Raw genomic sequence first — 22,631 nt, 5'->3', positions numbered from 1 at the left:
CGCGTTCAGGCTAGGCGAGCGCCTGATGCCACTCGGATGAGACCAGCACGCTTTGACGGGCTCGGCTGGGCAAGTAGCCGAACTGCTTGGCAAAGGCTGCGCTGAAGTGGCTGACGTTCGAGTATCCGACCATCATGGCGGTCTCGGTGACGTTGTGGCGCTGTAGTAGTTGCCTGGCGCGAGACATTCGCTCTTCCTGGAACATCGCGTAGATGGTGCTGCCGAAGTGATGCTTGAATCCCTTCTTCAGCTTGCACTGATTCATGCCGACGGCGCGCGCCAACCCGGCGATCGTCGGAGGCGCGCTCAGGTCTTGCATCAGCAACGATTTCGCTGCCTCCAACTGCCGGCATTCACGCGCGGTGAGCGCCTTGCAGTCATTGCCGTGGCGAAATGCGGCCAGGTGCCAGTGCAGGAAATCGAGCGTCGCCGAGTGCAGCAGAAGCCGCTGCCGTGGGCGCTCGACCATCAATGAGGCAATGGCGTTGGCCGAACGAATCGACCTTCGGCAAAGGCCCGCGCATCTGACGAAGAATCCCGGTTCATCCCTGGCGCTCAGCATCGCGCGTACTTCCTCGCCGGCCAGATCGCACAGGACGTCCGGGGTGACCATGACGGTCAGGTTCTGGAACTGGCTGCAATGTTGAACACGAAATCGTTCGCTATCCGAAAAGCCGAAAGAGAGATCGCCTTGCGCGAAGTTCAGTGACTGCCGCCGCACCTGTCCCGCAAATTTCCCGGCCAGCTGGCAATTGAGATGAATGAACTCGTTATCGCCGTCGAACGTCTTTGGCGCCTGGATGGCGCCGAGATCGTCTGCCGTGGTGTGGCAAACGACCAGGCCCGGCTGAAGCATGACCATGCGAGGGTCGGCCTCGGGAAGAGAAGCGAACGAGTCGATGATTGCACCTTCCATGATGTGACACGCGCCCATGGGAATCCAATAAATGCAAATGGGAATCATTATCAAATAAATGCAATCTTGTAACAGATATCATGGAATAGGACAACTGATTTTTTGGGAAGGGATCAGCGAGGCGCGCTCATGCTTGCGCCTGTACCCGATCGTCGCCAGCCATCAGGCGAGTTCCGTCCGATGCCGCTCGGCTTGATGGTCATCGGCGGCTCGAGGCAATTGCAGGGCAATCGTCGCGCCACCGCACGGCTCGGCCCGCCACTCCACCGACAACCCGCTATGGCTTGCCATGTACTCGAGCGCCTCGCGCTCCATCCGGCGTACGAGCGTTGCCAGCTCCGGGCATCCGAGCAGGGTGAACATCGCAGCGTACGCGCAGTAGTCGAGATGGCAGCGGACGGTATTTCCCTCTTCGCTCGCGTTGAAGCGAAGCACCCCCAATTCCTGGCATCCGTCCATGAAGGCCATCCAGTAGTCGCGAACGGCTGAAGCAGGGCGGTCCAGGGCCGCGAATACGGTCGGGTCCGGCCATAGCCAGCGCATCTCCATGCGCCCCGTCTCGAGAAACATTTTCCCGTAAAGACGAAGCGCGTCAGCCTGCCCGAGCATATCCCGCACACGAGCGTATCCCGAAGTGAACAGGCTGATATCGCGGGTGATCGCCGGCCACCTGGCGGCGAACGGCCCCTCCGCGCGTACCCTGAATGGCTCGAGCGCCTTGTAGTGCTGGCGCCACCGGCGCATGGCGAGGACAACGAACCCCAGGAATGCCACGCCCTTGCGCCGGCTCCGCACAGCCTTCCACACATCGGATCGCAGCAGGAATCGCTTCTGCAACGGCGCCATCTTCGGATGCGTCGGCGCGGCGGTGTACCAGTTGCATCGGTAGTGGCGAAGCGCACTGACGTCGCTGCCGCTCACCGGAGCGATCCAGCCGAAGTCCAGGCCTTGCCCGGACAGGGCCGCCAGATTGGCCGGCTTGCTGGTAATGCCTCGCCTGGCCAGATGGCTGCCGAGGCGCGCGCGCACCTGTGCGTCGAGATGGTCGACGGCGAACACCCCGCCATGTCCGGCAAGGTCGCCAGCCAACCAGGCATCGGCAACGGCGCAGGCCATCGCCGCCGTCAGGTCGTACGAAGACGTCACGCCGTGGATCAGCAAGCCGCGCTCGGGCGCATCGTCCGGATACACCCATAGCACCGTATCCGGATCCGCATCCTTCCTGCGTTTCATCTTCTGGCCGCTCGTGTAGAACTTCCTGGCAAAACGATCCAGGGTACGGGGCGACGGCTCGAAGCGGGCCATGAGCCGCGCGAATCCTGGCTTCAGGTACTGGATGTGGTATCGCGCATCCAGACTTGAAACCGCCCCGGCCAGCATGCTGCGCCGGGCGTTCAGACTGGCGGTCTCCACCGGCGAGAACGGGATGGTCTCCACCGGCGCCGCCTGGCCGGGAAACTGAAAGCGCTCCCGTCCATCCTTCCACGGTGTGGCGATGCGCTGGCGTCGTCCGTCCCGCAGGGTGTCGATATGCTTGCGGAAGCTCGACAGGATCGCATAGGGACTGGTTTCTCCACCGCCATAGGCCGCGCCCATGCATGCGCGAATCCTGTAGTGGCCGGCGGCGGATAGCCGCCGGCTCGCCAGTTCGGCAAGCAGCAGGCTGGACAGGCCCGGGGTGAACCCCATGCCCGTGAATACCCGGCACCGCTTTTCCACCGCCGTGTCGTGCAACGCCAGAACGTGATCGGCCACGGTCAGGTTGTCGTTGATGTCGATGCAATCGATGCCGGCCTCGAGGCAAATCTGATGCGGCAGGCTGCCGTGGAGATGCATGGGCCCGAGTGCAAGGATCGCCAGATCGTACCGGGAAAGCGTGGCCAGAGCGCGTGTCCGGTCGGCGATGTCGATCTGGATGCATGGCCGGGTTCCGGCGCCTTCCGACCCGACAGGCGCGCGCCGCGATCCGCCGGCGACGTCGATTTCCGGATAGCGCCGCGCCAGACCCTCGACGATGCGTCGGCCTGTCTCTCCGCGGCCGCCCAGCACGATGATCCGTTTCTTCGGCGTCATGCGGTCACCCCTTTCAGAATCATGCCGGCGGTCTCGGGCCGGGGATGGATCTCGAGCAGGCCCTCTTTCCGCAGGCATTGCATGAAGCGATCCGACTGAACCGCGTCATGCAGCAGGAAGACCCCGGGCCCGGGGCCGTGCCCTTCCAGCAGCATGTGCGCGGTGATGCCGATCACGGTGCCCGTTGCGCGGTAGGTATCGGCCAACGTCAGCGTTGCGCTGTCCGACGAGCCATCGCGATAGCGAAGGTCGACATGAATGCCGTAGGCCGGCTCGAGGGTGCGCATGTCGCGAGCGGATGCCCGGGCGAGCCACCGAGCCCCCGTCGCAATCCTTTCCGGGCTGCGATGCAAGCGCAGGATCTTCGCCAGCATGCACACCAGCGTTGCGCGCGGCCCGATGTTGGCGCCGTATACGCGCACCGTGTTGATCCGGCGCTGTTGCGCCAGACGCGCGATTTCCTCCGCATGGATCAGCATGGCCGAGACCTTGCCGATCGGATCGGGAAACGCGATCCTGCGCGTCGCCTTGCGCATCGGAACGCGGACGATCTCCCGTCCGCTCAGGTAGCAGCAGCCGCGATCGACGCCAAATCCACCGAGGCTGCTGACGATGTCCCACGCGGAGTGATAGGTCCACGCGTCGCGCCCCACGTAGCAAACGTCGAGTTCATCCACAGCCTGCTTGTTGCCACGGACGTCGAGCAGCCATTGCGGAAACAGGCCGGAAAGACCGGGGAGCAAGCCCACGTTGATCACCAGCGGAACCGGGGTTGGGTCGTTTTCCTCCGCCTGCTCGAGGCTGCGCAGCAGCGGGTCGTATCCGCCGGCATCGACCAGCGGCACGCGTGCCTGCTTGCAGGCCACGGCCACGCGGTCACCGACGATTCCCGATGGCCCGACGCAGTTGATGACCAGGCTCGCCCGCATGCATTCGGCAAGCAGCGCGTGATGGTCGAACACATCGAGCATCGTGATGTCGGCCCGGGCCCGCGAGGCGGGCGCCATCCAGTGCGGAACCGGTCTGGGCGTTCGGCTGGAAAGCACGAGCTTCGCATCCGTGGCCTTGAGCAGATAGCGGGCCACCTCCTGTCCAACTCGTCCATAACCGCCCAGGATCAAAATTCGGGGGGCGTCATGCTGAGCGCCCCCGGACCTGCCGCCTCGCGCCCGGCCCCCCGAGGGGGTCAAGAAAAACTTGGGGCGGCCCGGCGTTGTCTTGAGAATGTCCATGAATCCGATTCCTGTTGGGTTGAATTCAGGCGCCGCCAACGAGGCGCTATGCGGAGTGAGTGGTGCTGGCTCATCAGGGCAAGTCGCGCCCGGGCGGCGGTGCATGCAAGAAACCGGGCAGGCGCTGGCGTATCTGCTCGGTTATCGCGCTGTACTGGTCCGAAAGGTAGAAATGCCCGCCGGGGAACCGGCACAAGTCGAAACCGGCGACGGCGATCCGCTGCCACGCCCGGGCATCGTCCTCGCTCAGTTCTTCGTCGTGCTGACCGATCAGGACCAGGACGGGGGAATGGACCTGCAGAAGGGATGGCTTTCGGGCACCGTAGGTTTCGATCAGCCGGTAGTCGCTCCGCAGCGCGGGAAGCACCAGGCGGGTCAGTTCCGGCGAGCGCATGAGGTGCTTCAGTTTGCCGTTCAGCCTGACGATCTCCGCAAGCAGATCGCGGTCATCGGCGCGATGCAGCGCGCCCGGCTTCCTCGCGCCGGGGCCTTCGCTGGCCGAGAGCGCCAACAGGCAGGGCGGCGGCATTCGGTGGAACCGCAGCGCCAGGCAGAGCTCATAAGCGATCGCCGCACCCATGCTGTGACCGAAAAGCACGTAGGGTTTGTCCAGCAGCGCGCGGGTGAGGCTCAGCGCCTGCACCAGAGCGCGCACCATGACGTCCATGTCGTCGATGCAGGCCTCGCCGATCGCCTCCTCGCGCCCCGGATACTGAATGACCACCAGCTCCGCATCAGCCGGGAGGGCTCCGCCCCAGGGGTGAAAGAAACTCGCCGATCCGCCGGCGTGGGGCAGGCAGATCACGCGCCAGGTCGCCTTCGGGTTTGGCCGCGGGATGCGGAACCAGCCGCCCCGGCCGCCACTGGCACGATAGCCCGCGACGCCGGCGTGCACGCTGCTCGTCAGTTCGGCGCGCATGCGATGCCTCCTTCGCTGCCGTGCGTGGCGCCCGCCATCTGCGACAGCAACGGCTCGAAGTAGGCACGATCGACCCGATTCGGCTCCATGCCGTGTTCGTTCAGCACCGACATGAGATTGTCGATCCGGTATTGGTGATGGCCGCTCTGACCGATGCCGTGCTTGAAGTATCGATTGATGAAGCCGCGCCCGAAACTGTCCTGCAGGCGCTCGCGCCACGTGTCGAAATCCATCGCCGCGAACCGGCAGCCCATCTCGTTGAACCAGGTGTAGATGTCCCGTCCCGGCAGGCTGTGCTGCGATACCAGGTGGAAGTTCTGCCCGTGATCCACGATGTCGCGTCCGGCGATCATGCCGATGTACCTGGCGATCACGTTGACCGGGGTGATGCTGATCAGGATCGACGCGTCGGGATAGCCTTGCACGCTCACGCAGGTGCGGAAGAATTTGACGAACGCGTCATCGTTGATGAAGGGAGGGTTCTGCTCGCTGTCCCATGTGATGGCGCCCGAGCGGAAGATGTTCACCTTCACCCCCTGTTGCCTCGCCCGATGGAACAGTTGCTCCGCCATGTACTTGGTGTGCTCGTAGGTGAGTTCCGGTTTGTGCCAGGGCGCGTCCGGCCCGGTTGCCTCGGCAATGGGGGCCTCGCTCTCCCCGTACGGAAGCCGGCAGTGCACACCGACGGTGGACATATGGTGGATGGGCTTGCGCTTTCCGGTGCACGCCAGTTCGATCACGTTGGCGCAGCCCAGTACGTTGATCGGGTACGCGGCGGAGAGCGGCGCGATCAGACTGATCATCGCCGCGACGTGAAGGATCTGGTCCATGTCCCGGGCCAATGTCGCGTAGGCCGCATCGTCCAGTCCGAATCGCTCGGCGGCCAGATCGCCGGGAACGATGCGTACGCGCTCACGGTCGAGGTCGAAGCCCAGTCCCTTTTCGTCGATCATCTGGCGCAGTCGAAGGTAGCCGTTCTCGTCGTCGCGGCAGCGCACCAGGCAATGAATCCTGGCGTCCGTGGTGTGCAGAAGCGCGCGCAGCACATAAATGCCGAGGTAGCCGGTCGCACCCGTGAGGAAGAGGTTCCTGACCGGGGTCGATGGCAGTTCGGGCCTGGCTGAATCGAGATTTCGGGTGGCGTTGGCAAGCAGTGCGTCGAGGTCGATGCGTTGCCGGAAGCTCGCTTCCTCGTCTTCGGCACGCTTGAGCGCCGAGACCATGTCGTGGAAGACCGGGTGATTGAAGATCAGGTCGATATTGACGCGGAATCCTTCGCTGGAGAGCCGGTTGAGCAACTCCACCGCAGTCAGGCTGGTTCCTCCGATCATGAAGAAATCGTCGTTGCGCGAGATGTCCGTGGCCAGCGTCAGCTCGCGCCATATGGCCGCCATCTTCTGCTCCAGCGGCTCGTCACGGGGCGGCTCGTGGTTGCGGATACCCGCCGCGCCTGCCTCGAAGATGTCGGCAAGCGCCTGGCGGTCGACCTTGCCGTTTCGGCTCAGCGGTATCCGCGGCAGGACCTCGATGGCCGCCGGCAGCATGTAGCGGGGCAGGCGGGCCGCCAGCCCGCGGCCTAGCCGTTCGGCAAGCGTGGCGGCGGGCTCCCGCCGAGGATCGGCCGCTTCCACGGCTTCCACCGCTTCTGCCGCTTCCACCGCCGCCACTAGATCCAACGGTTTCCGGCGCACCAGCGCGACGGCCCGGCCAACGCCCGGCAGCGACGCAAGCGCCGCCTCCACGTCGCCCAGTTCGATGCGATGGCCGCGGATCTTGACCTGATTGTCCTCGCGGCCAAGGATCTCGATGACGCCATCGTTGCGGAAGCGGCAGATATCGCCAGTCCGGTACAGGCGCTCACCGGTTCGCGGATGCGTGACGAAGCGTTCGCGGGTGCGCTCGGGATCGTTGACGAAGCCCAGTGCGACGCCGGGCCCGCCCACGTACATTTCCCCCGGGGTCCAGTCGGGGCGGTGTTCCAGTTGCCCGTCGAGGACATACAGCCGGTGATTGCTCAACGGCGACCCATACGGTATCGATACCGCTTCCAGGCGCACGTCCCGGATATCGTGGTAGATGCAGGCCACCGATATCTCGGTCGGCCCGCCCAGGCTTCTCAGCATGAGGCCGGGCACGCGCATGCGGACCTGGTCGGGCAGCGTCACCGGAATCCAGTCTCCGGAGAGAAAACCCATTCGCAGGCTGGAGAGCGCTGCGCCTTGTGCCGGATGGGACAGCAGCATCTGCATGTGCGCCGGCACGGAATTCCAGACCGTTGCACGGTGCCGCTCGATCGCCGATGCCCACTGTTCGGGGTCGTTGCGCCACTGCCCCTGTGGAAGGACCAGCGCGGCGCCGGCCGTGTACGCGCAAAAGATATCCAGCACCGACAGGTCGAACGTGTAGTTCACCAGTCCGAACAGCCGGTCGTCCTGGTCGATGCCGAACTGGCGGTTGAACCCCGCGATCGTGTTCAGCACGCCCTGGTGGCTCAGCATGACGCCCTTCGGGCGCCCCGTGGTGCCCGACGTGTAGAGCACATACACGAGCTGTGCGGCCGTGTCGCGCCGGGCGCCGATCTCGATCGCCTCCTGCAAGGCCGACTTCACGTTGGCGGCCGGCAGGCGGGCGGCGGGTTCGACGAGAATGGGCCGGATGCCGGCGGGCCACCCGGAATCGAGGTGTTGGCGGTCGGTCAGCAGCAGCCTGATCTTGACGTCCGCGAGCATGATGTTCCGGCGCTCGGTCGGCTGGCCGACGTCGATCGGAACGTACGCGCCTTCCGCGAGCAACACGCCCAGTATGGCAGCGATCTGGGCCGGGCCTTTGTCGAGAAAGAGCGCGACGGGTTCTCCGGGCGTGCATCCGGCCGCACGCAGGCTGCGCGCGATGGCAACCGCCCAGGCGGCCAGTTGACCGTAGGACCAGCAGTCGTCGCCGGACAGCAGAGCAGGGCGCTCAGGGGACGCCAGCGCGTGGCGGCAAAACCCGCCGTGCAGGAAACCGGCCGGCAGAGGGGCGTCGCGCTCATGATTGATGCGTTCACGCTGCACGCGTGTCGCGTCCGGCAACGCCGCCAGACGCGCGGCGTCCCAGGTGTTCCGGTCCTGCGCGAGCGACTCGATGGCCTGCGTGAAGGCGGCGAAAGCCTGTTCGATCAGGCCGTCAGGGAAGATGCCGGTGCGGACGTCCCAGTCGACATGCAGTGCGCCGCCCCGCTCGGTCGCCTGGCAGTCGAGCCAGACCTGCGGGGTCTGGGTGATACCGTAGCGCAGTGTGGCATCGTGCATGAATTCGTTCCTGGGCAGCCCTTGGCCGGCAATGCCCAGCGTGCTGGTGAACACCACAGGAACGAGCTGGTTGCTGCCATGCATGCGCGACAGTTGCCGCAGCACGTCGATGCCGCTGAATTCCGAATGCTCGATGTCTTGCCACAGGCGCCATTGCAATGCCTTCGCACGCTGCAGGAAGGTCGCTCCGCTATCGCCGCGGGCCTCGAGGACGTTGACGGCGATGAAGTCTCCGACGATCTGCTGAATCTGGTCATGGGCCGCGGGGCGGTTGAACAGTGTCAGGTTGATGCAGAAATCGGGCTGCCGCGACCAGAGCCGCAGCACTTCGATGAAGGCGCCCATGACCGCCGAAGTGGGGGTCAGTTGCAGTTCCGTGGCGATCGCGCAAAAGCGTTTCCACGCATCCACTGGAAGGTCGAAACTGTGACGCTCGAAGCTCTGCGCGTGCTGGTTGGTGCGAGCGGTATACGGCAACGTCGGCAATTCGGGCGCGCCGGGGAGGCCCGGCAGACGCCGCATCCAGTAGTCGCGGTGTTTTTGCAGGCGGGCCCGGGCATCCGGGCGCTGACGGCGCGCGCGTTCGGACACGACGACATCCCGGAAAGTCAGCGCGATCGGCGCAAGCGGCACGTCGGGATGGTGGTAGAGCTGACCCAACTCGGCCAGCAGCAATTGGATACTGGCGAAATCGGCGATCAGCAGATCGGTCGAGTAGTGCAGGATCGAGCAGTCGTCGTGCAGCGTGAGCCGGACTTCATACAGCGGCCAGCGCTCGGCGTCGTAACGCCGAAATGCCATCTCGTCACGGCTCAAAAGCACGGCGCGCTCGAATGCTTCCGCGGATGCGCCATGCAGGTCGTCGCAGTGCAGCGGCGGCAGAGCGACGGTCTTGAGTACACGTTGCTGGCCGTCGGTGCCGATTTCCGCGCGCAGCATGTCATGCCGCATGATCAGCGCATGCCATGCACGTTCCAGCCGCTGCGGGTCGAGCGGCGGCAATTGCAGCTCGAGGTAGTTGTGGCAGCCTACGCCGCCGAGTTCGTAGTTGTCGCGACGCCCGACGATGTACGCGAGCTGCAAATCGGTGAGCGGGAACGGCTCGTATCGGTTGAGCGGGTCCGTGGTGATACCGGCGGCAACTGGGGTCAGGTGTGCCACGAACGCTTCTCGTCGGGCCTTGAGCATGGCCCTTTGCCCAGAACTGAGCGCTCCCGCCGGCGCCCTGAAGCGCAGTTGGCCTGCTTCGGTCCACAGAAAAATACCGGCGGCCGTCAGATCGGCAACAACGTCCGCGACCGGCTTGGTGTAATCGTTCATAGAATGCCTTCCTCGATAGGATCTTCGACGGCTGTCGTGCCGAGCGCTTGCCATTGCTCGCGTATGTGGTCGGCGAGCGCGGCGACCGTCGGGCTGGAGAACAGGACGAACAGCGGCACAGGGGCCGGGCTGACGCGCCGGCTGTGAAGACGCTGCACGATCTGGGTGGCCCGGAGGCTGTCGCCGCCGATCAGGAAAAAGTCGTCCGTCCTGGAGAGGCGCTCGCACGCCAGCACTTCCTTCCAGATGTCGGATACCTGGCGCTCCAGGCCCGGCAGCGGCGGTTCATCGGCGACCTTGGCAGGTGTGTGGTGCGCCAACAGGGCCGCCACCGCGTGACGGTCGACTTTCCCATTCGTACTCAGGGGCAAGGCCTCGATGGCCAGCAGATGGGCGGGCACCATGTAGTCGGGCAGCAGCCGGCGCAGGGCGTCGGTCAGTTCCTCGGCGGCCGGCGGCGCACCCGCCTCGCTCGGCACGAAAGCCGCGGCGAGGGCCGCCGGCTGGCCGACGGTCAGCACCACCGCGCGGGCCACGCCGGGCAGGCTCGCCAGCGCCGCCTCGATCTCGCCCAGCTCGATGCGATGCCCGCGCACCTTGACCTGATGGTCGCGCCGGCCGAGAAACTCCAGGTTGCCGTCCGGCCAGTAGCGGCCCAGGTCACCGGTGCGGTACCAGCGCTCGCCGAGGTGCTCGACGAAGCGTTCGGCCGTCTGCCGAGGATCGCCCCGGTAGCCGACGGCCACCCCGGCGCCGCCGATCCACAGCTCGCCGGGCACCCAGTCGGGGCAGTCCCGGCCCTGCGCGTCGACCACCCGGTAGCGCTGGTTGGCCAGCGGCTTGCCGTAGGGGATCGAGCGCCAGTGTGCCGGCAGCGGCAGCGTGACATCGAACGCATTCGACCAGATCGCCGCCTCGGTGGCGCCGCCCATCGCCACCAGACGGGTATCGCCGGCGGTCTTGGCGAACAGCCGTTCGGGCAGGTCCAGCCCGATCCAGTCGCCGGACAGGAAGACCTGTTCGAACGGCAGCGGCCGGGGATCGTCGGCGGCCATCACCAGCAGCATGTCGAGCAGCACGGGCACCGAGTTCCAGACGGTGACGCGGTGCCGGTGAATCAGATCCAGCCAGGCCGCGGCGTCGCGGCGGTGGTCCTCGTCGGGCAGCACCACGGTGCCGCCTACGCTTAGCAGGCCGAACAGGTCGTACACGGACAGGTCGAAGTCCAGCGACGACACGGCCAGCCCCCGGCTTGCCGGACCCACGCGATAGCGGGCGTTGAGCGTGTCGATGGTGTTGGCCGCCGCCGCGTGGGTGACCTCCACGCCCTTCGGCTCGCCCGTCGAACCCGATGTGAAGATGATGTAGGCGCTGGCATCCGCCTGGCACGGCACAGGATGGGACAGCGGCGCTTCTGACTTGGCCTGCTGGATATCCAATGCCTGTGCGCCACTTTCGGCGACGCCACCGGAATGCTCGGCGTCCGTCAGCACCCACCGAATACCGGCGGTCCTGTGAATCCTGGCCTGGCGTGCGGCCGGCTGGCTCACACCAACCGGCACGTAGCAGCCTCCTGCGGCCAACACGCCGAAGACCGCGCAAACCTGGTCGATGCCGCGCGGCAAGCTCACGGCTACCGGCTCGCCCGGCCGGATGCCATGGCGCCGAAGCAGGCTGGCAATCCTCAGCGCTTTGTCGGCGAGTTCGCCATACGAAAGCGAGTCGCCGGCCGACAGAAGGGCCGGCCGATCGGGAGAGCATGCGGCCATGGCGAACAGGCCAGCGTGCAGCAGGTGGGGTTCGCACCGCGCATCGCTGCGGTTGGCCGCGTCGCGCACATCCGCTTGTGCGGATGGCAGCCGCAGCAGCGACGGTTGCGGCCATGTGTCGGCCAATTGCTCCAGCAAATGCAGGAACGCGGAGAACATCTCGTCGAGCATGCCCACGGGGAACAATGCGTCGACCGCATCCCAGGAGATCCATAGCTCACCGCGATGCTCGTACATCTGGTGATCCAGCCAGACCTGCGGCGTTTCGGAAAGGCCGCCCCCGGCAAGGTCAGGGAATCCGTCGGCGTGCATATCGTCGAAGCGTGCGTCGGACATGCCGAGCGTGCTGGTGAACACGATGGGCAGCGCGGCGGCGGCGAGTCCCATGCCGCGGGCGCGCTCGCGCTGCACCCAGATCGACGAGATCGCTCGATGCTCGAGGACTTCGGCGATCTCGCTTTGCATGCGGCCGGCAAGTTCTCGCAGATCCGCCCCGGGCGTCGGCCGATAGGTGACCGGCGCGAGGGTGGTGAAATCGCCGACTAATCTGGCGATGTCGGCATGGACCGGCTTGCGGTCGAACATCGTCAGGTTGATGGTGTGCGCGTCGCCGCCGCTCCAGCGGCTCAGGATTTCGCCGTAGGCCGCCAGCACGAAAACCGAAGGTGTCAGTGCCTGGCGCCTGGCCGCTTCCTTGATGCGCGACCACAGGCGTTGCTCGAGTCTTGACGTGCGGCGCTTGAAGCGCACGTCCCGCAACTCCCGGGGATCGCACGCGAGCGTCAGCTGGGCCGCGGGCGGCAGATCCGCCAGGCGCGGGCGCCAATAGTCCTCGGCCCGCTGCAAAGCAACGGGATCCGCCTGCACCTGCGTGACATAGTCGCGGAACGACAAACCGATCTCGGGTAGCGCGCAATCGGGGGCCCGGTACAGCTCCGCAAGCTCCTGCACCAGCAGTTTGATGCTGTAGCCATCGAGCGACAGGTAGTCAAAGAGCAGCCCGAGCCGGCACTGACCATCGCCATGGCGGACGACATGCGCACGGAGGACCGAGCGCGTCGCGCGCCGAGTGCTGTCGTGCCACCAGCGCTGCAGGTTCTCGCTGGCACGTTCCGCGTCCGGTTCGACGCAGTCCGTGATGTCGACAGGGTGTGCCGAGTCGACCGGCAGGATACGCTGCAGGCCGTCGCCGTCGACTGTCACGCGCAACATGTCGTGACGCGCCAGCAGACGGTTGCAGGCGCGCTGGAGGCGATCGAGATCCACCTCCGCTCCCTGGAGCGCCAGCATGAAATGGGTGCCGCAGTTGAGCGGCAGGCCGGGAGACCGTCCCATCCAGTACGCACGCTGCACTTCGGTGAGCGGGAACGGCCTATATCGCTGGCCGGGCTCGGCGACGATCCGTGTCCGGGGCTGGTCCGATACCGGTGCCAGTCCTGCTGCGAAGTCCATCAGGCGCGGCTGGGCGAACAAAAGCCGCAGGGGTTGCTCCGCGCCCAGCCCTTGTTCGCGAAGCGCGGCGATGAGCCGGGTCGCCAGCAGGCTGTCTCCCCCGAGGGCAAAGAAGCTGCTCTCGCGCCCAATCTCGATCTGCTCGGTGCCCAGCAGGCGACGCCAGAGCTTCGCGACACGGACCTCGTTGTCGGTGGTCGGCGGTGTCAGCTCCCGAGCCCGGTAACCCGCTCCGGTTGCCAGCAGGTCGGCGACCTGGCTTCGGTCGACCTTGCCATTGGAACTCAGAGGCAGGGCCTCGATGGCCAGCAGATGGGCCGGGACCATGTAGTCGGGCAGCAGCTGGCGCAGGGCGTCGGTCAACGCCTCGGCGGCCGGCGGCGCACCCGCCTCGCTCGGCACGAAAGCCGCGGCGAGGGCCGCCGGCTGGCCGACGGTCAGCGCCACCGCGCGGGCCACGCCGGGCAGGCTCGCCAGCGCCGCCTCGATCTCGCCCAGTTCGATGCGATGCCCGCGCACCTTGACCTGATGGTCGCGCCGACCGAGAAACTCCAGGTTGCCGTCCGGCCAGTAGCGGCCCAGGTCACCGGTGCGGTACCAGCGCTCGCCGAGGTGCTCGACGAAGCGTTCGGCCGTCTGCCGAGGGTCGCCCCGGTAGCCGACGGCCACCCCGGCGCCGCCGATCCACAGTTCGCCGGGCACCCAGTCGGGGCAGTCCATGCCTTGGGCGTCGACCACCCGGTAGCGCTGGTTGGCCAACGGCTTGCCGTAGGGGATCGAGCGCCAGTGCGCCGGCAGCGGCGGCGTGACATCGAACGCATTCGACCAGATTGCCGCCTCGGTGGCGCCGCCCATCGCTACCAGACGGGTATCGCCGGTGGTCCTGGCGAACAGCCGCTCGGGCAGGTCCAGCCCGATCCAGTCGCCGGACAGGAATACCTGTTCGAACGGCAGCGGACGGGGATCGTCGGCGGCCATCACCAGCAGCATGTCGAGCAGCACGGGCACCGAGTTCCAGACGGTGACGCGGTGCCGGTGAATCAGATCCAGCCAGGCCGCGGCGTCGCGGCGGTGGTCCTCGTCGGGCAGCACCACGGTGCCGCCTACGCTTAGCAGGCCGAAGAGGTCGTACACGGACAGGTCGAAGTCCAGCGACGACACGGCCAGCCCCCGGCTTGCCGGACCCACGCGATAGCGGGCGTTGAGGGTGTCGATGGTGTTGGCCGCCGCCGCGTGGGTGACCTCCACGCCCTTCGGCTCGCCCGTCGAACCCGATGTGAAGATGATGTAGGCGCTGGCGTCGGATGAGGACGGCAAGGGCGCAGGCAGAGCGGGAAGCGCCGAGGCCGCGGCCACGGCGAGCGTGACTGGGCCGGGGCCTTGATCCGTCCCGGCCTCGGCGCGTTCGCCGAGGATCCAGCGGATGCCCGCCGTCGCATGAATTTTTGCCTGGCGCGTGGCGGGCTGGTGCATGCCGACCGGGACGTAGCATCCACCGGCCGCCAGTATGCCGAAGACGGCGCAGACCTGATCGACGCCACGCGGCAGGGTCACGGCGACTGCGTCGCCCGGCTGCATGCCATGAAGCTGCAACTGGGCGGCGATGCGCAGGGCCCGTTCCGCCAGGACGCCATAGGAGATGAGCTTGCCATCGGCAATCAGCGCCGTACGATCGGGTTCCCGGGCCGCAATGGCGAACATGCCGGCATGCAGCAGCGTCGTCGACGAGGGCGGGCCGGACGGCTCGGATTCCGCACGCGCTTTAGCCTGTTGCGCTGGCAACGGCACGGACATCGGCTGCGTCCATTCGTCGTCGACGAGACGGTGCAGCAGGTCGACATAGGCCGCGAACATATCGTCCAGCATGCCGGGCGGGAACAGGTCGTCGACGGCATCCCAGGAAACCGACAGTTCGCCGTCGTATTCGTAAAGCTGGTGGTCCAGCCAGACCTGCGGCGTGGCGGACAGGCCGCCGGCGACAAGCCGTGGAAATCCGGGCGATGGCGCTTCAAACAGGCCGCCGCCCAGCCCCAGCGTGCTGGTGAACACGATCGGCAGGGCCGCTGCAACCAGGCTCGTTTCGCGTGCGCGTTCGCGCTGAACCCAGATGGACGAGACTTCCCGGTGTTCCAGCGCAGCGGCAATGTCCAACTGTGTTGCGCGCGCTTGGGCCAGCATGTCGGATCCGTTGGCCGCCCGAAACGCGACAGGCGCCAGCGACGTGAAATCGCCCAGCATGGCGCCCACATCGGGGTGGACGTTTTGCCGATCGAACAGTGTCAGGTTCAGCGTGAAATCGGCATCGCCACTCCACCTGCGGATGATCTGGCTGTAGGCCACCAGCAGCAGGACGGAAGGCGTGATGTGATGTGCGCGCGCACGCTCTTTCAGCCTGGACCACTGCGTGCGCGGGATCCTTGCCTCGCGTCGGAAGAAGTGAGGCTGGCTCAGTTTGACGGGATCGACGGCAACGGGCAGCGCCGGAGCGTGGGGCAGGTCGGCCAGCTTTGCGCGCCAGAACGCCTCGGACCGGGCCCGAGCTTGCGCGGACGGATGAACCTGGAGGACATAGTCGCGAAACGAAATCTCCGGAACGGGCAACGAGGCGAGGGGATCGGCATAGAGTTCGGCCAGTTGCTCCAGCAACAATTTGATGCTGTAGCCGTCGAGCGTCAGGTAATCGAGCAGAATGCCGATCCGATGGCGCCGTTCGCCGTAGGCCACCGCATGAATCTCGAATGGCGGCCATTCGGCGTCGCTATCACGCTGTGAGGTCAGGCGGCGCCAGCACGATTGCAGGTGCGCTTGTGCGGCCAACGCGGAATCATCGTCGCCATGCTGCAATACGTGGCTGAGAACGATTCGCTGGATCGGAACGTGGGGGAGAATCCGTTGCTGGCCATCGCTGTCCACGACCGCGCGCATCATTTCGTGGTGCCGGATAAGGCGATTCCATGCCTGTTCCATGCGTTCAAGATCTACGTCGGCCCCGTCCAGTTCCAGCAGATAGTGCGTGCCGCTGTTGAGCGGCAGGCCGGGAGACTGGCCCATCCAGTAGGCCCGCTGGACCTCGGTCAGCGGGAATGGGGCATGGCGATGTGCCGGGTCTGCGACGATGCTTGCGTCGGCTTCCTTCGCCATCGGGATCAGGTCCGCTGCAAAGTCCTTCAGCCGAGGCCTCGCGAACAAGCGCTGAAGGGGTTGATCCGCACCCAGGCCATGATCGCGCAGCGCGGCAATGAACCGCGTCGCCAGCAAGCTGTCCCCCCCGAGTGCGAAGAAGCTGCTCTCGCGCCCGATCTGCTCGACGCCGAGCAGCCGGCTCCAGATCCCGGCGACGAGGATCTCGTTGTCGGAACCTGGATCAGTTAGGGTCGATGCCGGCTCAGCCACGCCCTCGGCAAGCATGCTCACGAGCATCTTGCGATCCACCTTGCCGTTCGCACTCAGGGGCAAGGCCTCGATGGCCAGCAGATGGGCGGGGACCATGTAGTCGGGCAACAGCCGGCGCAGGGCGTCGGTCAGTTCCTCGGCGGCCGGTGGCGCACCCGCCTCGCCCGGCACGAAAGCCGCGGCGAGGGCCGCCGGCTGGCCGACGGTCAGCGCCACCGCACGGGCCACGCCGGGCAGGCTCGCCAGCGCCGCCTCGATCTCGCCCAGCTCGATGCGGTGCCCGCGCACCTTGACCTGATGGTCGCGCCGGCCGAGAAACTCCAGGTTGCCGTCCGGCCAGTAGCGGCCCAGGTCACCGGTGCGGTACCAGCGCTCGCCGAGGTGCTCGACGAAGCGTTCGGCCGTCTGCCGAGGGTCGCCCCGGTAGCCGACGGCCACGCCGGCGCCGCCGATCCACAGCTCGCCGGGCACCCAGTCGGGGCAGTCCCGGCCCTGCGCGTCGACCACCCGGTAGCGCTGGTTGGCCAGCGGCTTGCCGTAGGGGATCGAGCGCCAGTGCGCCGGCAGCGGCAGCGTGACATCGAACGCATTCGACCAGATCGCCGCCTCGGTGGCGCCGCCCATCGCCACCAGACGGGTATCGCCGGTGGTCCTGGCGAACAGCCGCTCGGGCAGGTCCAGCCCGATCCAGTCGCCGGAGAGGAAGACCTGTTCGAACGGGAGCGGACGGGGATCGTCGGCGGCCATCACCAGCAGCATGTCGAGCAGCACGGGCACCGAGTTCCAGACGGTGACCCGATGCCGGTGAATCAACTCCAGCCAGGCCGCAGCGTCGCGGCGGTGATCCTCGTCGAGCAGCACCACCGCGCCACCCACGCTTAGCAGGCCGAAGAGGTCGTACACGGACAGGTCGAAATCCAGCGACGACACGGCCAGCACCCGGCTTGCCGGACCCACGCGATAGCGGGCGTTGAGGGTGTCGATGGTGTTGGCCGCCGCCGCGTGCGTGACCTCCACGCCCTTCGGCTCGCCCGTCGAACCCGATGTGAAGATGATGTAGGCGCTGCGGTCCACGGGCACGGTCGGGGTCAGCTCGGCCGGCTCGAGTTCCCACGCCGTTGCCACATCCAGTCGTGCGGTGCCCTCGCGGGATTCGACGCCGACACCTGCCGTGTCCGTCAGCACCCAGCGCACGCCTGCCGCCTCGTGAATGCGGGCCTGGCGTGCGGCCGGCTGGCTCATGCCCACCGGCACGTAGCAGCCGCCGGCGGCCAGGACGCCGAAAACCGCAGCCGCCTGCTCGACGCCTCTCGGCAGGCTGATCGCGACAGGCTCGCCCGGCTCGATGCCACGCTGGAGCAGCAGTGCCGCCACTTGCCGCGCGCGGCGGGCCAGTTCGCCGTAGGACAACGTCGCATTTTCAAGGATGACGGCGATTCGCTCGGGCACGTCGGCCGCCACGGTGAACATGCGCTGGTGCAGCGGGGTGCTCGTCGTCGCCGAGGAGGGCGCGCAGGTTGCGGCGCGTGTGCATGCCTGATGGTCCGGAAGCGCCCGCGGCATCGGGTGCTGCCAGTGATCCGCATCGCGCGCCAGCCAGTCCAGCAACGCGCGATACGCGTCGAACATGTCGTCGAGCAGCCCTTCAGGGAACAGCTCGTCCACAGCGTCCCAGGCCAGCAGAAGCCCGTCCTTGTCTTCGTATACCTGATGATCCAGCCATACCTGCGGCGTCTGCGAGACCATGTAGCGCAGATCGCCCAGCGTGGCCTTGCACTCGTGCGTCAGCAGAGGCGTCCCCAGGTTGCACGCAAAGACGACCGGCGCCGTGCTCCCCTCGGCGAAGCCGTGCCTGACCAGGTCGCGCTGCACGTCGACCGCCGAGTAGGACGCATGGGCGACGTCGCGATGGAACTGCCGCTGGAGGTCGAGCGCTCGATTCGCGAAAGAAGCCGGGTGACGGCAATCGCAACGCAACAGCAGCAGGTTGGTGAAATCCGCGACGACGTGCTCGATGCCGGGATGGTCCGTCTTGCGATCGAACAGCGGCAGATTCAACGTGAATTCGGCTTCCTGGCTCCACCGCCCGAGGATTTCGGCATAGGCGGTCGCCAGCATCATCGCAGGCGTCACGCCATGCCTGGCCGCCAGGCCGCGCAACGTTTGCCACTTGTCGTTCGGGAGGAGATGACTGCGGCGAACGAATCGAGGCCGGACCACGCTGCCGGGCTCCTTGACGAGCGGCAACCTCGGCCCGGCGGGCAACTGGGCCAGGGCCGCCTGCCAGTACGCCCGGGCGGCGTCTCGTGGCTCGCTTCCTCGCGCTGCCTCGGCTTCCAGATAGCGGGAGAATCGCCAGCCGGGATCGGCTTGAAGCGCGTTCCCCTGATAGGCCGTCGCCAGATCGCGCAGCAATATGTGCAGGCTCTGCACGTCCGCGACGAGCAGGTCGACGTCGAAGTGTATGCAGGTTCTGCCATCGGGCAGCAGCGACAGTTCCAGCCCCGCAACCTCGCCATTCGCCACGTCCAGGCGACGATGCGACAGACGCTCGCGTATCGCGAGCAGCCTCGCGTCGGCCTCGGTGACGGGGAGCAACCTGAGGTCATGGGTAACAAGCTCAGGCCCGGCGAGGTCGTCGCAGATCCGCTGCGTGCCGTCCTCCGCAAAGCGGGCGCGCAGCATCGCGTGCTGCTGGTGGAGCCGCTTCCAGGCCGCACCCAGCCTGGCGGCCTCCACGTCACGCCCTTCGATCTCCAGATAGGCGTGGCATCCCACGCCCCCCAAGGACTGGCCATCCTGGCGGCCGATCCAGTACGCATGTTGTACATCGGTCAGGCCGAATGGTTCGCCCGAAGCCTCGCCATCCGCCGCGGGTCGAGTCGCGGGCAACGCGGCAGGGGTTTGCGCCGGCACGTTGCCGCGGGCGCTTTCGAACAGCGCCTGCCAGTGATGCAGGAATGGCCGCTCGACGAGCTGCGCGAAGGTCAGGTTGATGCCCATTCGACGCCACTCGTTGACGAGTCGCATGATGTGCAGCGAGTCCAGCCCGAGCTCGATGAGGTTCGTGTCCTCCCGGCCTGCGATCGGCGCGGACAGGAGCGGCTGGATGTGTGCAGAGACGAATGACGCGCGGGAAGCGTGCATCAGGCGCCCTCCAGTGCTTCGCCGGCAGCGACGGGGTCGAGCACGACGTATTTCAGGATGCAGGCCAGCTTCTCGTTGGTTTCCTCCAGTTCCCGTGCGGGCCGGGACAGGCCGACGATGCCGGCGCCGGCCTGGAGCCAGCTTTCCGTGCCGCGTTGGTAGATCGACCGCAGCACGAGCGCCGCATCCATCCCGCCTTGACTGTCCACCAGGAGGACGCAACCGCTGTACCAGCCGCGGGCGGTGCGTTCGAAGCGCTTGATGGCCTCGATACCGGCCTGCTTCGGAATGCCGGACGCCGTCACCGCGGGGAAGAGGGCTTCGAAGGCATCCCACGCGGTGCGCCCCTCGGTCAGCCGGCCGCTCACCCGGGAGGCCAGGTGCTGGACCGAGCCGCGCCGCAGCACGTTCATGAATTCGCTGACGCTCGCGTCCTCGCATACCTTCGCGACTTCATCCTGCGCGAGCTTGACCGATACGGCATGCTCGGCCACCTCCTTGGCGTCGTTGAGCAGATCCATGCGCAGCCGCTCCTCTTCCTCCCGGCTTGCGCCGAGTGCGCGGGTGCCGGCAAGCGGCTGGGTGCTGACCCAGCCGTCGGCGCTGACCTCGACGACAGTCTCCGGGCTGAAGCCCGCCATGCGCGACTCGCCGAGCTGGATCAGGAACGACCTGGCCGGCGTGTTGCGCGCCCGGCCCGCGCGATAGGTTTCGACGAGGTCGACGCCGGCGGGTAGCGGAATGCGGCGCGAAAGAATGACCTTCTGGTACTTTCGTGCGTTGATCTCTTCCACCGCCTGCTTGACGTTGGCCCTGTACGAATCTTCGTCGTGCTGCCGCAGGGCGAGGAGCATGGCCTCGTCCGCCGGGGCCACGGGCTTGTCTCGGGATTGCCGGTCGGCCTGCTCGACGTGCGCCTGCAGCGCCGGCAGCAACAGCGGGTCGATCGCTCTCAGCCGTGCCTGGCCATCGCGGATCCGGACCTCAAGCTCCGGCACGAAGAGCTCCAGCAACGATGTTTCAGCCACCGGGGCACGCAGGCCGTGGAAGATCCGCGAAAGCTCGAATCGGGCGACACCATAGGCACGCCAATCGTCCACCGCGATTTCCGCCGTGGCCGCACCGATCGCATCGACCAGTCGAGGCCGGCGGAAAGTTTGCCGGCGCGCCCCCTGGACCAGCTCGGCCCGCTCCGCGTCAACGCGCACCGTGGCCACCCGTCCCAAGCCGATGGACCACTCCTCCGGGTGCTCGTACAGTGTGTACTCCTGAGCGATACCGGAGCAAGCCAGCGCGGTCAGGATGTCGAGCGGCGCACCTTGTACCGCCAGCAAGCGTTCGGTATAGGTGCGCCTGTTCTCCGCCGGCCCGTCGCCGGTCGCGGACGAAGCGTTCCGGGCCAGTGCCACGAGGTGCGGCTTGTCGATCTTTCCGACGGTGGTGAGCGGCCAGGATGACACCACCAGAAGCTGATCCGGCAGCTTGTGCCGCGGCAGGCCCGCATCGCGCAGGAATGTCTGAATGTCCGCCAACGCAGGCGGCTGCCCTCGGGCAATGATCACCGCGCAGGTCCGTTCCCCGAGCCGCTCGTCCGGCACGGCGACCACGGCGCAGCTTTCCACGCGCGGATGTTCGTCGACGGCGAGCTCGATTTCGGCCGCGGCAATCTTTTCGCCGGCGCGGTTGATCTGCTCCTTGACGCGCCCGTGAACGACGAGGTTGCCTTCCGGGGTGAGCTGTACCAGATCGCCCGACCGGTAGAAACCATCGGAGGTGAAGCAGCGAGCGTTGTGCGCGGGCGCGCGATAGTAGCCGTGGATCGTGTAAGGCCCGCGCACCTGCAGTTCGCCGACCTGGCCGGCCGCCACCGGAAGGCCGTCGCTGCCGACAATGCGCAATTCGTCGTCGGGGCAGAGTGGCCGCCCCTGAGTGTTCAGCACCACGTCCATCGGATCGTCCAGGCGCGTGTGGCACAGCAGCCCCTCGGCCATGCCGAATACTTGTTGAAGCTGGCATCCCAGTGCGGGTGCGATCTGGCGGGCCAGCGCCGGTTCGAGGCGAGCGCCGCCAACCTGCAGCAGCTTCAGGGTCGACAGGTCGCGGGTGTCCCACTTGCGTGCCTCCAGCCAGAGCTTGACCAGCGCCGGAACCAACGCCGTGTGGGTGACGCGCTCCTTCTCGATGAGCGGGAAGGCTTCGTCGGCGCCGGGGGCCCTGGCCATCACCACCCGTCCGCCGACGATCAGCGTGCCCAGCAGGCCTGGGCAGGCAAGCGGGAAATTGTGGGCCGCGGGCAAGGCCACCAGGTAAGCCGAATCCGCGGAGAGACCGCACAGGCGTGCCGACTCGGTTGCGTTGTAGAGGTAGTCGGCATGTGTGCGCGGAATCAGCTTCGGCGTTCCGGTCGTGCCGCCGGAAAGCAGGAGCAATGCGGTGTCGGTATGCGCCGGGGCCCGGAACGCTCTTGGCGACTCATCCACCTGGTTCAGGGCCAGCCAGGGCCCCGGCTCGCCGTCGACGAGGATATGCCGAATGGATGGACTGCCGCGCCGTATCGACTGCGCGAGGTCGAGATAGTCGAACCCGAGGAAGGCTCGGGGGAGGACATAAGCGGAGGGTTCGGCCAGGCGGCACAGCGCCTGGAGGTCCTTCTCCCGATGCGCGGGCGTCGCCATGATCGGCAGTGCGCCGATACGGAACAGCGCGAACAGGCAGACCGCGAACGCCTGGCAGTTGGGCAACTGCATCAGCACGCGGTCTCCCGCGACGATGCCGAGGCGGTCCAGACCCGCGGCGAGGCGATCCACCTTCAGATCGAAATCGGCATAGGTCAGGCGAGCCTCCCCGTCTATCAGGGCCGGGGCGCTGGAAAACGTGTTCGCCGCGCGGCTGAGCAACTCGCCCAACGTCTGATGCTTCCAGTAACCCAGTCTCTCGTAGTGCTTCTCCAGCGCAGCCAGATCGAAACGATCGATATTCATCAATACTCCTTAAGTAACGATGCCGTTCTCTTGGGAAGCCTGCCTGATCGGCCACGCTCGCCTGGCGGCACGACCAAGCCGAGCGTGCGAGCACGCACGTGGACGATGGAACGATCTTATGAATCGATGCGTTGTCCCA

Annotated in this window: 7 protein-coding genes; all 7 read right to left on the bottom strand. The window is 66.6% G+C overall.

The annotated features are described in order from the left end of the window. Nucleotides 1–10: 10 nt before the first annotated feature. Nucleotides 11–916: a helix-turn-helix domain-containing protein gene (locus HZI36_RS23005; protein ID WP_179404978.1), complete on the bottom strand. Its 906-nt coding sequence runs from the start codon at nucleotides 914–916 to the stop codon at nucleotides 11–13. Between the two features lie 162 nt (nucleotides 917–1,078). Then, nucleotides 1,079–2,989 (bottom strand): saccharopine dehydrogenase family protein, encoded by a 1,911-nt coding sequence (locus HZI36_RS23000; protein WP_179404977.1) that lies wholly within the window; start codon nucleotides 2,987–2,989, stop codon nucleotides 1,079–1,081. Further along, a complete protein-coding gene (locus HZI36_RS22995; protein ID WP_179404976.1) occupies nucleotides 2,986–4,221 on the bottom strand; it encodes a saccharopine dehydrogenase NADP-binding domain-containing protein in 1,236 nt (411 codons plus the stop codon). Before HZI36_RS22995 ends, HZI36_RS23000 begins: the two co-directional genes overlap by 4 nt. A 73-nt stretch (nucleotides 4,222–4,294) precedes the next feature. Next, nucleotides 4,295–5,140 (bottom strand): thioesterase II family protein, encoded by an 846-nt coding sequence (locus tag HZI36_RS22990; protein WP_179404975.1) that lies wholly within the window; start codon nucleotides 5,138–5,140, stop codon nucleotides 4,295–4,297. Further along, on the bottom strand, nucleotides 5,125–9,750 hold the full coding sequence (locus HZI36_RS22985; RefSeq protein WP_179404974.1) for a non-ribosomal peptide synthetase: 4,626 nt from the start codon (nucleotides 9,748–9,750) through the stop codon (nucleotides 5,125–5,127). Before HZI36_RS22985 ends, HZI36_RS22990 begins: the two co-directional genes overlap by 16 nt. Next, nucleotides 9,747–19,511: a non-ribosomal peptide synthetase gene (locus tag HZI36_RS22980; protein WP_179404973.1), complete on the bottom strand. Its 9,765-nt coding sequence runs from the start codon at nucleotides 19,509–19,511 to the stop codon at nucleotides 9,747–9,749. Before HZI36_RS22980 ends, HZI36_RS22985 begins: the two co-directional genes overlap by 4 nt. Continuing rightward, nucleotides 19,511–22,492, bottom strand: coding sequence for a salicylate synthase (locus tag HZI36_RS22975; RefSeq protein WP_179404972.1), 2,982 nt, complete (start codon nucleotides 22,490–22,492; stop codon nucleotides 19,511–19,513). The genes HZI36_RS22980 and HZI36_RS22975 overlap by 1 nt, the downstream gene beginning before the upstream one ends. Nucleotides 22,493–22,631: the final 139 nt, after the last annotated feature.

Source organism: Burkholderia guangdongensis (assembly GCF_013403875.1).
In the GTDB taxonomy this organism is placed as follows: Bacteria; Pseudomonadota; Gammaproteobacteria; order Burkholderiales; family Burkholderiaceae; genus Burkholderia; species Burkholderia guangdongensis.
This window is presented reverse-complemented; position numbering and strand designations above follow the sequence as displayed.